Below are 15193 nucleotides of genomic sequence, written 5' to 3'. Positions count from 1 at the left end.
GGCCGATTGCTCGGGCCGGGACTCACCCGATCCAGCTTACCCGATCGCCATAAGGGTCGGGATGGGCCAGCAGGCGGGTTTCGCCGTGGGGCCAGGTGGTCAGGACCAGCTCGACCTTGCGCCGACCTTCATCCCATTCATAGAACAGGTGGACCAGCGGATGGCGCTCGTCGGCGCGCGCACCGGCTTGGGCGAAGGCCCGCGCGATCCGCGCCCTTGTCGCGGCGTCGAGGTATTGGCGAACCATCGAATGGATCACGGCGCGCGTGATCCCTGCCGATTGCGGCCGGGAAAGCTGCGCGTCGAGCCAGTCGGCGGCGTCGCCCCGCTCGACGCGAGGGGGGTGCAGCCGCGCCAGGCGGATGGCCGCCTGCAATTGCACCATGCGGTCGTCGCGATCGGCCCAGACAAAGGCGAGCAGCCGTTCGCAGCATTCCGGATCGGCGACATCGAGCGGGGTCAGGTCGACCCCGGTGGCGCTGGCGATGCGCAAGGGGTGGCGGCGCGGCGCGGGGCCATGCCAATGCGGCGCGATCCGCACGGTTGATGCCGGATCGCCCGCCGACGTTCCGCCGAGGCAATAGGCATAGCGCGCCAGATTGAGATTGAGCCCGGCGCTTGAGCCGATTTCGAGCAATTCGAGCGGGTGGCCGAATCGCTCTGCGGCAAGCATCAGCCCGGCATGGAGCGCAGCGCTGCGGGCGACTTCATTGGTCTGGGTCGGGCCGTCGACAAACTGCGCCAGCGTGGCGTCGGCGGCTTCGAACGCATCGGCGATGGCGCGGTCGGTATCGCCGCTGCGCGCTGCGTAAAGCGCGCTGAGCGAAGCGACTTCGCCCGAACGCGCCAGCGCATGGAGCGCGCCGTTGACGCGCAGGGCCATCGCCGCCGAAGCGCGATCGCCCTGCCAGATGGCCAGGCGCATCGACAGCAGCGGCGCGCGCGGCAATTGGCGCGCGGCGGCAACCAGAACATCGCGCACGAACGGCGAACCCAGCGCACAGGCGGCTTGCGCCTGGCGGAACAAGTCTGCGCGCGCCGCAGCGAGCGGGTCGTGTTCGTCCAGCGCGTGGGGCAGGAGCGTCGCGGGCGTCAATTTGCTGAGGAACACAGGGCCGATGTCTTTCGCAAGGCGTTTGCGCACCATGGCGAGATCGGGCTTAATGTGCGTGAACTGCGGACTACGCGTTTGTACGCGAAAGGCTGGGCGTGCCATATTGGCTTCAGGAATGGCTCGACCGGCACACCGGCTTTGGGCAAAGGGTGGGGCCGACGCACTTTTCGGGGATTGTGGTGAGCAGGAAGGACAAGAAGGCACGGCGCGCGGCGCTGCGGGATTTTCTGGTGGCGATCCCCGGAGCGCTTGAACGTGCGACGGCCTCGCTCGGCTGGCTGGTCGTGCTGGGGGCCGTCGCGCTTGGCGCCTTGCTGCTGCATCTGCTGTTCGGGCACGACGGGCATCGGCCTGTGCCGCCGCCGGGAGGGCATGGCGACAATCCGGCGGGCGCGCTCTATGTTCGCGATATGGGGCGCCTGCCCGATGGGCGGCACACGTTCGACCTCGTCTATGCCGTCGTGTTGCGCAACGAAACCGGGCGGCGTTTCAGCGTCGATTTCAGCCTCGACCGGCTGGCGCTAAGCGACGGGGCGAGCTCGGGCGACGTGGTCGAACTGGGCCACGCGCCGGGGCTGTTCGATGAAGGGCCTGCGCGATCTGAGGCCGCCTGGCGGGTGGTATCGTCGCGCGCGACTGTCGCGGGCGCTTGTCCGGCTCGATTGCCGGTGCAGGGCCTGCTCGAAGCGCATCGCCTGATTCCGGCCGGTGCGGTCGATTGTCAGGGCGGGCTTTCGGGCGAATATCCGCCGGGGCGCTGGCGCAATCATCAGGCGCATTACCGGATCGTTGCCCGGGTCGAGCAGATTGCCGATGTCGCAATCGGCTATGGCATCGGTCAAGGCCCGCGCGGATGGTTCGATTTTTCGAAGCCCGACGGCGAAGATGCGCTGCGCCATGCCGATGCGCATGACGAGGAAGTGCAGCTTGGCGCGGTGTTGCGGGCGCATTGTCCGCTGGGCGTAAAAGTGCAGCATGGCGAAGTTCGGTCGCTGTGCGGATCATGAGGGTGAAGGCGCAGATGCGGATTGTGATGGCGGCGGTACTGGCGCTGTTGGCCGGTGGGGCGGCGCGGGCCGAAACGGTCTATGTCCGCGCCGGGCATCTGGTCGATCCGGAAAAGGGCACGGTCGAAGGCGCGCGCGTCTTGCGAGTCGAGGATGGGCGGGTCGCGGCGATCATGCCGGAGGGCCCGTTGCCGCAAGGTGCCAAAGTCGTCGACTGGTCGGGCTATACCGTCCTGCCCGGATTGATCGACATGCATGTTCACCTTGCCGACACCGCCGAAACCAACAACCCCGCCGAGCCGCTGCTCCATTCGGCGATGGAAGTCTCCTATATGGGCGCGCGCAATGCCCGCGCGACGCTGTTCGCCGGGTTTACCAGCGTGCATGATGTCGGCTGTTTCCGCGCCTTTGCCGATGTCGAATTGCGCAATGCGATCAATCGCGGCGATGTCATCGGCCCGCGCATGGCAGCGGTCGGCGCCTATATCACCGTGCCCGGCGGCGGCGGCGAAGTGACCGGGTTTGCGCCCGATGTCCATGTCCCCGACGAGATGCGCGCGGGCGTCGTCACCAGCCCCGCCGAAGTCACGCAAAAGGTCAATTATCTGTTCCAGCACGGCGCGGATTCGATCAAGCTGATCGCCACCGGCGCGGTCTTTGCGATCGGCACCGAGGCCGGACAACAGGAATTGACCGAAGACGAGATGCGCGCTGCGGTCGAGGTCGCCCGCGCGCGCGGATCATGGGTGACCGCGCATGCCCATGGCGCGGCGGGGATCAAGGCGGCGATCCGCGCCGGGGTGCGCGGGATCGAACATGCCAGCCTGATCGACGATGAAGGCCTCGCGCTGGCCAAGGCGCGCGGCGTCTATCTCGACATGGATGTCTATAACGGCGACTGGACCGACGAAATCGGGCGCCGCGATCACTATCCCGACGATTACATGCGCAAGAACACCGAGACGACGCTCGCCCAGCGGCAGGGCTTTCAAAAGGCGGTTCGCGCCGGGATCAAGCTGACCTTCGGGACCGATGCCGGGATTTATCCCCACGGGCTCAACGCGCGCCAGTTCAAATACATGGTGCAATGGGGCATGACGCCGATGCAGGCGATTCAGGCGGCGACGACGGTTTCGGCGGACATGCTCGGCTGGAGCAAGGATGTCGGCGCGCTGTCGCCGGGCCACTATGCCGACATGATCGCGGTCGCGGGCGATCCGACCCGCGATGTGACCGTGCTGGAAACCGTCGCCCACGTCATGAAAGGCGGCGACGTCGTCAAATAGGCGCCGCGATCGAAGGGGGGCGATCGAAGGGTGGGCGATCAAAGATTCGCCTTGAACAGGGCCAACATGCGGCCCCAGGCCTTTTCCGCCTGCGCCTCGTCGTAGACCGGGGCATCGAGCGTGCACCAGCCGTGCTGCGCGGGATAGACTTCGATTTCCGCCGGGCGACCGGCTGCGGCGGCGGCCTGTTTCAGCGTGGTCTTGTCATCGGGGGCGCGCGCATCGTCGTTTTGCGCGATGGCAAACAGGAATGCGGCGTGCGTCCTGACCAGCAGCAGGTGCGGGCTGTCCGCCCCGGACGCCCCATCGACCAGACCCGCACCATGGAGCGAGGCCGCTGCGCCGACCCTGCCGGGCACGGCCGCGGCGGTGCGCACGGTAGAGGGCCCGCCCATGCAATAGCCCGCAGTGCCGATCCGGCGCGCCGTATCGACTTCGGCCCGATGGTCGAGCCAGGCGACATAAGCGGCGGCATCGCGCGCGATTCCCGCGGGCGTGATCCCTTCGATCAGCGGCTTGAGCCTGGCCTGACCTTCGGGTGTGCGCCAGGCGACGAGCGAATCGAGCACGGGCGCCCTCGCCCCGCGATAGTACTGGTTGACCACGAGCACGGCATAGCCCGCGCCCGCCAGCCGCGCGGCCATCGTCTTGTAAGCCTCGCGCAGTCCCGCGATGTCGGGCCACACGATCACCGCCGGATGCTTGCCCGCGGTGGGCGTCACAAACCAGGCATCGGCCACGCCGTCAGGCGTGGTGATCGCGACGGCGTGGCCTGCAACCGGCATGCCGGGGCTTTGATCGGCGACTTTGGCGGCGCATCCGGGCACGGTTGCGAGCGTCGCTGCGCCCGCGCCGAGCACGCCAAAGCGGCGACGGTCGAGCACGGGATTGGCCAGCACCAAGCGGGGCGCAAGACGCGCCAGAAAAGCGTCGTTTTCCTGTTCGGTCAGCGCATCGCACATCGCGCGGGCTCCTTGGATGTCAGCGTGTTGACGCAGGATACGCCGCTCATCGCGGCATGCAAGCCATCGCCGTCGGGGGCCGCCTCTTGCCGAACTGCACGGGGGCGTTTAATCAATCCATTAACGTGTATACCGGCCTGCGTCGGATTGCTATGAAGATAACCATTGGGATCATGCGACCGGGGCCAAACCCGGCGCGAGCGAGAGGTGCGAAAAAGCGATGAAGGGCATTGCAAGCGGTCGATTGTTTTCGGGTGGACGGTTCGGGCTTTCGTTGGCTGCGGGGACGGCGCTGGCGCTGATCGGCGCACAATTGGGCGCGAGCGCCGCGCTGGCCGGTGCGGTAACCGGCCCGGACATTGCCGCAGCGCCTGCGGGCGAATGGCTGAGCTATGGGCGTGACTATGGCGAACAGCGCTTTTCCCCGCTTGACGCGATCAATGCGGGCAATGTCGCCGGGATGGGGCTGGCCTGGTCCGCCGATCTCGATACCGCGCGCGGGCAGGAGGCAACGCCGCTGGTCCATGACGGCGTGATCTTCATTTCGACCGCCTGGTCGATGGTCAAGGCCTATGACGCCGCGACGGGCAAGCAACTGTGGGCCTATGATCCCAAAGTGCCGCGTGAAACCCTGGTCCGCGCCTGTTGCGATGCGGTCAATCGCGGCGTCGCGCTCTATGGCGACAAAGTCTATGTGGGCGCGCTCGACGGACGGCTGATCGCGCTCAATGCCCGATCGGGCAAGCCGGTCTGGTCGGTGCGCGCCGTGCCCAACCAGAGCGATTATACGATCACCGGCGCGCCGCGCATCGTCAAGGGCCACGTGGTGATCGGCGAAGGCGGCTCGGAATACCGCGCGCGCGGCTATCTCGCCGCGTTTGATGCGCAGACCGGAAAGCTGGTGTGGAAATTTCACACCGTTCCTGGCGATCCGAAGAAAGGTTTCGAAAACAAGGCTATGGCCGCTGCCGCCAAGACCTGGGCGGGCGATTGGTGGACCATGGGCGGCGGCGGCACGGTCTGGGATTCGATCACTTATGATCCGAAGACCAATCTGATCCTGTTTGGCACGGGCAATGCCGAGCCCTGGAATCCGGGGCCGATGGGGCGCAAGGGCGACAATCTCTATACCTCGTCGATCGTCGCGGTGAACGCCGACACCGGCGCCTATGTCTGGCATTTTCAGGAAACCCCCGAAGACCGCTGGGATTTCGATTCCGACGCACAGATCACCGTGGCCGATGTCCTGATCGAGGGACACGTGCACCATGTCGCGATCCACGCGCCCAAGAACGGGCACGTCTATCTGTTCGATGTGAAAACCGGCAAGTTCCTCTCGGCCAAGGCGTTTGTCCCGGTCAATTGGACCAGCGGGATCGATCCGGTCACCGGTCGGCCCACGCTCAATCCCGCCGCGCGCTACGAACAGACCGGCAAACCGTGGATCAGCGCGCCCGGCGCGGTCGGCGGCCATAGCTGGCAACCGCAAAGCTACAGCCCGGCTACCGGCTATCTCTACATCCCCGCCAACATTGCCGCCTTTCCCTATATGGCGGCCAAGGACTGGAAACCTTCGGCGATCGGGTTCCAGACCGCGCTTGATGGCGCGACGACCGCGATGCCCGCCAACAACGGCGTGCGTGCGATGGCGCGGGCGGCCACGACCGGCGCGCTGATCGCATGGGATGTCGCCGGGCAAAAGCAGGCCTGGCGCGTCGACCTGCCGAGCCCGTGGAACGGCGGGGTGCTCTCTACGGCGGGCAATCTCGTGTTTCAGGGCAACGCCGGGGGATCGTTTGTCGCCTATAGCGCCGACAAGGGCGAAAAACTGTGGTCGTTTCCGACGCAGACCGGGGTGATTGCCGCGCCGATCGCGTATTCGATCGGCGGCGTGCAATATGTTGCGGTACTCGCCGGTTGGGGCGGGGTGTGGGACATCGCTACCGGATTGCTTGCCAACAAGGGTGGCGCGGGGCGCAATATCAGCCGCCTGCTGGTGTTCAAGCTGGGCGCCAGAGGACAATTGGCGCCCGCCCCGGCGCCGGCGAGCATGGTGCTCGATCCGCCGCCGCCGTTCGGCACGCCGCAACAGATCGCGGCGGGGGCCGGTAACTATGCGCGCTATTGCAGCGTGTGCCACGGCGATGCGGCGGTTTCGGGCGATCTCAACCCCGATTTGCGCCATTCGGGGGTGATCGCCTCGGCTGAGGCGCTGCGTCTGGTCGTGCTGGGCGGGCAGTTGCACACGATGGGCATGGTCAGCTTCAAATCGGCGCTCAATGCCGCCGATGCCGAAGCGATCCGCGCCTACCTCGTGCACCGCGCCAACGAAGACAAGGCGCTCGAAGCGAAGAACTGAAGGCCCGCGTCCTCCTCCTTCGCGAGGAGGACGTTTCAGTCGCCGAAGAAATTCAGCTCCAGCAGGACAGCGTTGGGGTCGGTGGTGAATACCTGGGTCAGGCCGATCGCGGCGATGGTGTTGATCCGATGGATCAGGCCCATCGCTTCGATCCGCTCGATCAGGTCGGCCAGCCCGGTGCAGGCCAGCGCGACATGGTGGATCGCCCCGGTCGCCGCGCCGGGTTCGACCGCGCGATCGAAGCTCCGCGGGCAATCGACCGAATTGAGATGCAGGATGGCAAAGCCGTTGTCGTCGTGCATCCATTGCGCCTGATCGGGCGTCAGCGGCGGCGGCGCATCGCGGCGTTCGAGCCCGAGCAGCGCGGCATAGAACTGTGCGGTCTGATCGAGCTGACTGGTGATGATGTTGACATGATCGAGCCGGTTGACGCGCATCGAGCCTCTCCCTTGTTTGGGGCCGATCATCGCCTGTTTGGCGCGGTTTGTCATGCGTCATCGGCTTATGCAGAATAAGCAGGGCAAAAAGCGGCCATCAGAAAAGGCTGGGCAAGCCGGTGGTGATTGCCTCGCTGTCGCGCGCGTCTTATGCAGCGTCTCGCGTTTCAATATTGCCCCCGGGGAGACCGTTTCATGAAAACCCGCGCCGCCGTCGCGTTCGAGGCCAAAAGGCCGCTGGAAATTGTCGAAGTCGATCTCGAAGGGCCCCGGGCGGGCGAAGTCCTGGTCGAAATTATGGCGACCGGCGTGTGCCATACCGATGCCTACACGCTCGACGGGTTTGATTCCGAAGGCATCTTTCCCAGCATTCTCGGCCACGAAGGCGCCGGGATCGTGCGCGAAGTGGGCGCGGGCGTGACCAGCGTCGTCCCCGGCGATCATGTTATCCCGCTTTACACCCCCGAATGTCGCCAGTGCAAAAGCTGCCTGTCGGGCAAGACCAACTTGTGCACCGCGATCCGCGCGACGCAGGGCAAGGGCCTGATGCCCGATGGCACCACGCGCTTTTCCTACAAGGGTCAGCCGATCTTTCACTACATGGGCTGTTCGACCTTTTCGAACTTCACCGTGCTGCCCGAAATCGCCGTGGCGAAGATCCGCGAAGACGCGCCGTTCAAGACCAGCTGCTACATCGGCTGCGGCGTTACGACGGGCGTGGGCGCGGTGGTCAATACCGCCAAAGTGCAGGTCGGCGAAAACGTCGTGGTGTTCGGCCTCGGCGGAATCGGCCTCAATGTGATTCAGGGCGCGCGGCTGGCCGGTGCGGGCAAGATCATCGGCGTCGATCTGAACCCCGATCGCGAGGAATGGGGCCGCAAGTTCGGCATGACCCATTTCCTCAATTCCAAGGGCTTGAGCCGCGAGGAAACCGTGGCGAAAGTGATCGAACTGACCGACGGCGGCGCGGACTATACGTTCGATGCGACCGGCAACACCGAAGTCATGCGCACCGCGCTCGAAGCTTGCCATCGCGGCTGGGGCACCTCGATCATCATCGGCGTTGCCGAAGCGGGCAAGGAAATCAGCACGCGCCCGTTCCAGCTCGTCACCGGGCGCAACTGGCGCGGCACCGCGTTCGGCGGCGCCAAGGGCCGTACCGACGTCCCCAAGATCGTCGACTGGTACATGAACGGCAAGATCGAGATCGACCCGATGATCACCCACGTCATGGGTCTCGAAGACATCAACAAGGCCTTCGACCTGATGCACGCGGGCGAATCGATCCGCAGCGTGATCGTTTACTGATCGTCATCCTCGCCGTTATCGCTCTCGTCCGGCTTTGACGGCTGGGCGGGGGCGACGGTCGGGGCGCCGGGTGCGGCAAGACCATAATCGGCGTAGAACTGGTCGATGGTCGGCGTGATCGTGCGGGCGGCGGCAAAATCGATTTTGGCCCCGGCTTCATCGGCGCCGGCGAGCTTGGCCAGCCCTCTCAAATACAGCGTCGAAGAGGCCTTGGGCGCCTTGGCGAGCGCGGCATCGGCATCGGCAATCGCGGCGGGATAGTCCTTGCGCCGCAGCTGGATCAGCGCGCGGGTGTCGAGCATCGACGGATTGGGGCCGCTCTTGCGGAGCGCTGCGTTGCAATCCTTGAGCGCGCGATCGAGATCAGCATTGGCAAGCGCCCGGTTCCAGGCGCGCTCGTGGAGCAAATTGGCATAGCTGCTGTCATCGTGGTGCAAGTCCAGCACCGGGTCGAGCAGCGCGAGGCCGCGATCGGCCTTGCCCAGCCGTTCGTACAGCGACACGACATCGACCATGGCGAGCGAGCCCTTGGGCGTGGCTGCGGCGGCGGCATCGGTATCGGCGAGCGCGCCGACTTTGTCGCCCTTGCCCAGCCGGATGCGCGCGCGGCGAAGCAGGAGCCGATGATCGGTGGGCCGGATTTTCAGCGCGGCATCGATGTCGCCCGCCGCCAGATCGGGATGGCCGCCCCGGGCATAAGCTTTTGCGCGGTTGGCCCAGAAATCGGCATTGCCGGGGGCCAGTTTGATCGCTGCGGAAAAGTCGGCAATCGCGCCGGTCGCATCGCCCCGGGTCAGGCGACCCGAACCACGTCCCGCGAATTCGTCGGCAGTCGTGGGCTCGGCGGTTTTTCCCGCGCTGCTGATATTTTCCGCGCGGGTTTCGATATGGCCGATTTCGGATTCGGTGCTCACGGAAAAGATCGGCCCGCCATTGTAGGTCAGAAACATCTTGTGCTGCGCGGGCGAGATCAGCACGTGATGCGCCATCAGGAAATCGACGCCGAGCAGCATGTCATCGCTCTTGTCGTCGGCGCGGTCGTCGATCACGCGGATCGGGCTGTGCTGGATTTGTTCGCCCCCGATGTCGATCGTCTTCGTGCGCACGATCCAGCTTTGCCGCAAGTGCGATCCGACGCCGCCCATGGCCATCGAGTTGACCACCTGCGGCGCGGTCAGGTCGATTCCGGCGCGCACTGCCGCATGGCTGCCGATGGACGTCTGCGGCGCGCCGGTATCGAGCATGGCGCGCAGCGGATGGCCGTTGATGCTCACTTCGACATAAATGTGATGATCCCTGTCCGTTTCCCCGCTGAGCAGGCGGGCCTCGAACACCGACATGCCCGCCGCCCAATAGGCAAGGCTCGTGCGGCTGCAGCCGGTTTCCCTGAACAAGTTGACCGCGCCTTTGGCGAGGTCGAATTCCGTGGTCCACACGCCGAGCAGGTTGGAGCCGAGAAAGGCATTGCCGATATCGCTGCCGCCGACGACGAATTCCATATTGTGCAGTTGTACGCCGAGAAGGCCGAATTCCCGCACCCGTGCCAATTCCGGCGTAAAACTGCCGCCGATCCCGGTGACGTAAAAGCCCTGCGGCAAAGGTTCGGTTTTCAGGCCCAGTTCCACCGCCTTGGCCTTGGGCATGAAATTGAAAAAGGCCCCGCTGTCGAGCCAGATGCGCGTGTCCTTGCCGTTCACCGAGACCGGAATAGTGGCCCGTTCGCCTTCCATCACCACCGGCAGTTTCACGAACTGGACGAGTTTGCATTTGCTTGCATCGGCCCAGACGGGTTGGGACAAGCCGATGAGGAGCGCCGTGGCGGCAAGGACAAGCTTCATGGCGTCGAAGCTGCCCGTCCCATTTCCCCGGATCAAGTGCAATCGAACAATAAAGTGCCATTCCGGCGGCATCTCTTGGCGATGGTCCGCCGGAATGACTGTCATGTAACAGTTACATCGCCGAAATTCCGCCGTCGAGCTTGAGTTCTGCGCCGGTCATGAAGCTGGATTCGTCGCTGGCGAGATAGAGTACGCCGTTGGCGATTTCTTGGGGTGCGCCGACACGGCCCAGGGGAATCTGGCGCGCCAGCTTGCCCATCACGACGTCTTTTTCGATTCCTGCATTGGCGCTGATGCCGTCGAGGATCGGCGTGTCGACAAAGGTCGGGTGGACCGAATTGCAGCGGATGTTCCAGCCGCGCTTCGCACAATAGAGCGCGACCGATTTCGACAGCATCCACACCGCCGCCTTGCTGGCATTATAACCGGGCATCGTGTCCGACGCGATCAGGCCGGCGATCGAGCTGATATTGACGATCGAGCCGGGCTGGTTGTCGCGCATCAGCGGCAGCGCCTTTTGGCAACCGAGAAACACGCTGTCGACATTGATGGCAAAGCCGCGATGCCATTCTTCGAGCGTACAGGTCTCGATCGTGCCGCGCACGCCGACGCCCGCGTTGTTGACCAGCACCGACAGCCCGCCCAGATGCTCTGCGGCAAAGGCGATCGCACAGTCCCAGTCATCCGGGCTGGTGACATCGTGGGCGAGCGCAAAGGCCGTGCCCGCGCCAAATTCGGCATTGATGGCGTCGGCTTGGGCGGCGACTTTGTCGGCATTGATGTCGGTCAGCAGCACGCGGGCCCCTTCGCGAGCCAGCGTGTGGGCATGCGCCGTGCCCAGGCCTTGCGCCGCGCCGGTGACCAGCGCCTTTTTCCCCGCAACCCTGCCTGTCATGAAACCCTCTCCGTCTTGTTTAATCGTTGGATTAAACGCTTATGAGGCGGGGGCCGAGAAACAGCAACATTCTTGTGTCGATACCCAAGCCTTCGCCGCGCTTTGCCGCGAGGAATGCGTCGATCTCGGTCAGGGCCACGCGATGGACGGTAATGTCTTCATCGCCGACGCCGCCGCCCGCGCCGACTTTTTCCAGCGCGGTGGCATGAAACAGCGTGAAAGCCTCGGTCACCATGCCGGGCGAGGAATAAAATTCGCCAAGGGTTTCGATTTGCCCGGCGCGATAGCCGGTCTCCTCTTCGAGTTCGCGTGCGGCGGCGGTCAGCGCGTCTTCGTCGGCGTCTGCTTCGTGATCGCCGACGAGCCCTGCGGGCAATTCGATCGTGCGGCGGCCAAGCGGCACGCGGAACTGTTCGACCAGGATGACATGGCCATCATCGGTGGCCAGGATCACCGCCGCGCGAATATTGCGCGTGCGGCTGACATATTCCCAGCGGCCGCGCGTCTTTGCGGCGATGAAGCGGCCCTGCCAGCGCAGTTCCTCGGCTTGCGCATATTCGTCTTCGAGGCTCATGCGGGATTCTTGCTCACAATTCGATCGGGCCGTCGGGCAATTCGTTCGGGCCGCGCGATTCGCGCGGGAAGTGCGCGGCCAGCACCTGCCCGACATGCGCAACGCCTGCAACCATGCCCTCGGCGACGCGGCCATGGCGGATTTCGGCAAGCATGGCATGCATCGCATCGCCCCAGATTTCGGGCGCGACTTTCGCCGCGATCGCCGCATCGGCAAAAATTTCGGCGCGACGCTCGGCCATCGACAGGTAGATGACGACGCCGGTCGATCCTTGCGTGCGCCCTTGCGCGGCGAGCCGGAACGCCGCGACCGCACGGGCCCGGACGCGCGCCGCCTTTATCCTGCCCGGCGTGAGCCAGAGGCGCAGGCGCCGCCACAAGAGGATCACCCACATGCCCGCGAATTTCACGCTGCCGACAAACAGCGCGAATTCGAGGATTTCGCGCGCGGTCCAGTCATGCGCCCAAAGCCCGAGCAGGCGATCGATCAGCCCGAGATAGAACCCGGAGGCAAGCGTGATCGTCAGCAGCGCCAGCCCGGCAATGCCCGCCGACCACGCCAGCGCGACATCGGCATAGCTGTCGGAAGAATGGGCGATCACGGTAACGATTTCGCCATTGGCACGCGCTTCCGCTGCGCCGACGGCTGCCGCGATCGCGTCGCGATCGGCGGGGGAGAGAATCGTGGTATCCATGCCCTGATCCCCTACCAGCCGCCCGAGGCGCCGCCGCCGCCGGAGCTGCCGCCGCCGCCGGAAAATCCGCCGCCACCGCCGCCGCCCCAATCGCCGCCGCCGCCAAATCCGCCCCCGCCAAATCCGCCACCGGGGAAAATCCACACGCCGCCGCCATAGCGCCGTCCGCCGCCGCCCAGCATGCGCAGGAACGGCAGGACGAAGAACACGCCGAAAATGATCAGGAACACGACCGTGCCGCCATCGAAATGCGGCGCCGCTTCGCGCGCGTCCTGCGCTTTGGCCTTGGCCGCGACGGCGCGCGCCTGATCGTCGGGCAGCCGCAACTGGGTGATCAGTTCGTCGACTGCGGCATTGATCCCGCCCGCATAGTCGCCCGCCTTGAAGCGGGGGGTCAGGTCATGGCGGATGATCACGCTCGACAGCGCGTCGGTGACAATCCCTTCGAGGCCATAGCCGACTTCGATGCGGACTTTGTGTTCGTGGGGCGCGATAACCAGCAGCAGGCCGTCGTTGCGCTGCTTGTTGCCGATGCCCCAGGCGCGGAACAGCCTGTTGGCATAATCGTCGATGTCATCGCCGCCGAGATCGGACACGGTGGCGACGACGATCTGGCGCTGCGACTGGGTTTCGAGCGCGGCGAGCTTGGTATCGAGCGTGGCGACATCGCCGGGCTGAAGGATATGGGCATCATCGACCACGCGCCCGGCCAGCGCGGGAAAATTCTGCGCCGAGGCCGGGGCGAGGGACAGGGCAAACGCTGCCGCCAGGGCGATCAGCCCCGCGACGAGCTGGGCGATAAACCGGGGGGCGATAAACCGGGGCATGGCGCGCGTGCCTTCCGCGCCGCCGATCAGTTCGCGCCCTTCTTTGCCGCAGGCGCCGGGGTGTCAAAGCTGACTGTCGGCGCGGTCTGGGCGCCTTCGGCCGCAGCGAACGGCACCATCGGCTTGGCGCCATAGATCACGTTGGCCGCGATGACCGCCGGGAAAGTGCGGATCGTTACGTTGTATTCGCGCACGGCCTCGTTGTAATCGCGGCGCGCCACCGCGATGCGGTTTTCGGTGCCTTCAAGCTGGCTTTGCAGTGCGAGGAAATTCTCGTTGGACTTGAGCTCGGGATAGGCCTCGCTCGTGGCGAGCAGGCGGCCCAGCCCTTGCGACAATTCGCCCTGCGCCTTCTGGAACTTGGCAATCTTGTCCGGATCGGTAACATCGTCGGCGCTGATCTGGATCGAGGTCGCCTTGGCGCGCGCCTCGGTCACTTTGGTCAGCGTGTCCTGTTCCTGCTTGGCATAGGCCTTTACCGTGGCGACCAGATTGGGGATCAGGTCGGATCGGCGCTGGTACTGGCTTTGCACATCGGCCCATTTCGCCTTGGCGTTTTCCTGCGCGGTGGGGATCGAATTGACCCCGCATCCCGCGAGCGAGGCGGCGGCGGCGATGACGAGTGTAAAGCGGGCGATACGGCTGAACAGGCGAGCGGCCATGAGCGTTGACTTTCCCTTGCCCGGGGATGTGCAAACCGGGCTATCATGCCCACAGATAGCGCACATGCATGACGGTTCAAGGCATACCGGTCGATCCCGGTCGGCTGTTCGTCGGGGCGAGCGCTCTTGCGAGGCGGGCGCCGCGGTGGCAAGCAGGGCTCCTTAACCATGGAGTGGGGTGCGAAATGGCACTGTTGACCGAATTCAAAGCCTTCATTTCGCGGGGCAACGTGCTCGATCTGGCGGTCGGTGTGATCATCGGCGCAGCATTCGGCAAGATTGTGACCTCGCTGACCGAAGACCTGATCATGCCGGTGGTCGGGCTGATCACCGGGGGCATCAATTTTTCCAACAAGTTTGTGATTTTGGGCGCGATTCCCGAAACATACAAAGGGTCTCTGGCCGACTATGCCGCGCTCAAGGCGGCGGGCGTCGCGCTGTTCGGTTATGGTGCGTTCCTGACCAACGTGATCAATTTCCTGTTGATGGCCTTTGTCATCTTTCTGCTGGTCCACTTTGCCGCAAAGCTGATGGCCAAGCCCGAACAAGCCGCGCCGCCTGCGCCGCCGTCGGGGCCGAGCGAAGTCGACCTGCTGACCGAGATCCGCGACGCGCTCAAAGCCAAAGCCTGATTTTTGCGTCCATATTGAATGGAAATGAAGGGGGCGGGATCTTCGCGGGATCCGCCCCCTTTCTTTTTTGCGCGCGCGCCCTATATCGGCAGCGCCGGTCTCGTACCGGCTATGGTGATAAAGTGTGACGTGCAATAGGCGCAGCGGACCCGGGGGCAGTACCCGGCGGCTCCACCACCTTTTCCGTTGGAGGCTCTTTCGTGGAGCCGATGGCGGAGCAGATGACGGGGCCGAACTAGGATCGACGTGTGTTGAAAAGCGTTGCTTTTGCCCGGGCTGAGTAACCCGTTCAAGGCTCAAAACCCACAAGTGCCAACGATAACGAAGCACTCGCAATCGCCGCGTAATCTGACGGCCTAACGGCCAGATTTTACAAGGCGCAAGCGCGGTTGGACCCACCGGGCAACAGAAGGGATTCCAGGGGTTGGGGGCGTACCCGGCAACAGAAACGCCCCACCTGACAGGCTTGAAGCCGGGCGATGCAGGCCTCTTCGTCCGGCGCGATAGCCGGTTTGGGGGCAAAGGCGGCTTCGTCTGGCCCCAAAAGCCGTGACAATCGTCGGATTCATGCAAATCTGCTCTGGCGAGAAGCGCCAAC

General features: G+C 64.9%; 14 protein-coding genes and 1 other RNA gene. 6 read left to right on the top strand and 9 right to left on the bottom strand.

From position 1 onward, the window contains the following. Positions 1-22: 22 nt before the first annotated feature. Positions 23-1147, bottom strand: a complete 1125-nt coding sequence (locus AQZ50_RS02395; protein ID WP_082703356.1) for a DUF2332 domain-containing protein — start codon at positions 1145-1147, stop codon at positions 23-25. Between the two features lie 62 nt (positions 1148-1209). On the opposite strand from AQZ50_RS02395, the gene AQZ50_RS02390 reads away from it, so the two are divergent. Together AQZ50_RS02390 and AQZ50_RS02385 are read left to right on the top strand one after the other, a co-directional pair. Continuing rightward, positions 1210-2121 carry a hypothetical protein gene (locus AQZ50_RS02390; RefSeq protein WP_067741949.1) on the top strand — a complete coding sequence of 304 codons (912 nt, stop codon included), beginning with the start codon at positions 1210-1212 and terminating at the stop codon, positions 2119-2121. 14 nt (positions 2122-2135) lie between these two features. Beyond that, positions 2136-3407, top strand: coding sequence for a Xaa-Pro dipeptidase (locus tag AQZ50_RS02385; protein WP_156427198.1), 1272 nt, complete (start codon positions 2136-2138; stop codon positions 3405-3407). A gap of 38 nt (positions 3408-3445) precedes the next feature. Here AQZ50_RS02385 and AQZ50_RS02380 read toward each other — a convergent pair whose 3' ends face one another. Beyond that, a complete protein-coding gene (locus AQZ50_RS02380) occupies positions 3446-4369 on the bottom strand; it encodes a dienelactone hydrolase family protein (protein WP_067741945.1) in 924 nt (307 codons plus the stop codon). A gap of 220 nt (positions 4370-4589) precedes the next feature. Between AQZ50_RS02380 and AQZ50_RS02375 the strand changes: the two genes are divergently transcribed. Next, positions 4590-6728, top strand: coding sequence for a PQQ-dependent dehydrogenase, methanol/ethanol family (locus AQZ50_RS02375; protein WP_082703355.1), 2139 nt, complete (start codon positions 4590-4592; stop codon positions 6726-6728). 35 nt (positions 6729-6763) lie between these two features. On the opposite strand, the gene AQZ50_RS02370 is transcribed toward AQZ50_RS02375, so the two are convergent. Beyond that, on the bottom strand, positions 6764-7219 hold the full coding sequence (locus AQZ50_RS02370; protein ID WP_231730068.1) for a VOC family protein: 456 nt from the start codon (positions 7217-7219) through the stop codon (positions 6764-6766). Positions 7220-7360: 141 nt separating this feature from the next. On the opposite strand from AQZ50_RS02370, the gene AQZ50_RS02365 reads away from it, so the two are divergent. Then, the gene (locus AQZ50_RS02365; RefSeq protein ID WP_067741942.1) at positions 7361-8473 is read left to right on the top strand and encodes an S-(hydroxymethyl)glutathione dehydrogenase/class III alcohol dehydrogenase; all 1113 of its coding nucleotides are present in this window, start codon (positions 7361-7363) and stop codon (positions 8471-8473) included. On the opposite strand, the gene AQZ50_RS02360 is transcribed toward AQZ50_RS02365, so the two are convergent. The 6 genes from AQZ50_RS02360 to AQZ50_RS02335 form a co-directional block, all read right to left on the bottom strand. Further along, a complete protein-coding gene (locus tag AQZ50_RS02360; RefSeq protein WP_067742441.1) occupies positions 8467-10311 on the bottom strand; it encodes an aspartyl protease family protein in 1845 nt (614 codons plus the stop codon). The genes AQZ50_RS02365 and AQZ50_RS02360 overlap by 7 nt on opposite strands. A gap of 112 nt (positions 10312-10423) precedes the next feature. Then, complete coding sequence (locus tag AQZ50_RS02355) at positions 10424-11206, bottom strand: SDR family oxidoreductase (RefSeq protein WP_067741939.1); 783 nt, start codon at positions 11204-11206, stop codon at positions 10424-10426. Between the two features lie 31 nt (positions 11207-11237). Further along, positions 11238-11780 carry an NUDIX hydrolase gene (locus AQZ50_RS02350; protein ID WP_067741936.1) on the bottom strand — a complete coding sequence of 181 codons (543 nt, stop codon included), beginning with the start codon at positions 11778-11780 and terminating at the stop codon, positions 11238-11240. 13 nt (positions 11781-11793) lie between these two features. After that, entirely contained in the window at positions 11794-12474 is a 681-nt protein-coding gene (locus AQZ50_RS02345; protein ID WP_067741933.1) for a TPM domain-containing protein, read from the bottom strand. Positions 12475-12485: 11 nt separating this feature from the next. After that, complete coding sequence (locus AQZ50_RS02340; RefSeq protein WP_197412355.1) at positions 12486-13301, bottom strand: TPM domain-containing protein; 816 nt, start codon at positions 13299-13301, stop codon at positions 12486-12488. 26 nt (positions 13302-13327) lie between these two features. Next, positions 13328-13963, bottom strand: a complete 636-nt coding sequence (locus AQZ50_RS02335; RefSeq protein WP_067741930.1) for a LemA family protein — start codon at positions 13961-13963, stop codon at positions 13328-13330. A gap of 185 nt (positions 13964-14148) precedes the next feature. Here AQZ50_RS02335 and mscL point away from each other — a divergent pair, with 185 nt between their 5' ends. Then, a complete protein-coding gene (mscL, locus tag AQZ50_RS02330) occupies positions 14149-14595 on the top strand; it encodes a large conductance mechanosensitive channel protein MscL (protein WP_067741928.1) in 447 nt (148 codons plus the stop codon). Positions 14596-14649: 54 nt separating this feature from the next. Then, positions 14650-15053: a transfer-messenger RNA gene (gene ssrA / locus AQZ50_RS02325) on the top strand. Positions 15054-15193 lie beyond the last annotated feature (140 nt).

This window comes from Novosphingobium sp. Fuku2-ISO-50 (assembly GCF_001519055.1).
Classification (GTDB): Bacteria; Pseudomonadota; Alphaproteobacteria; order Sphingomonadales; family Sphingomonadaceae; genus Novosphingobium.
This window is presented reverse-complemented; position numbering and strand designations above follow the sequence as displayed.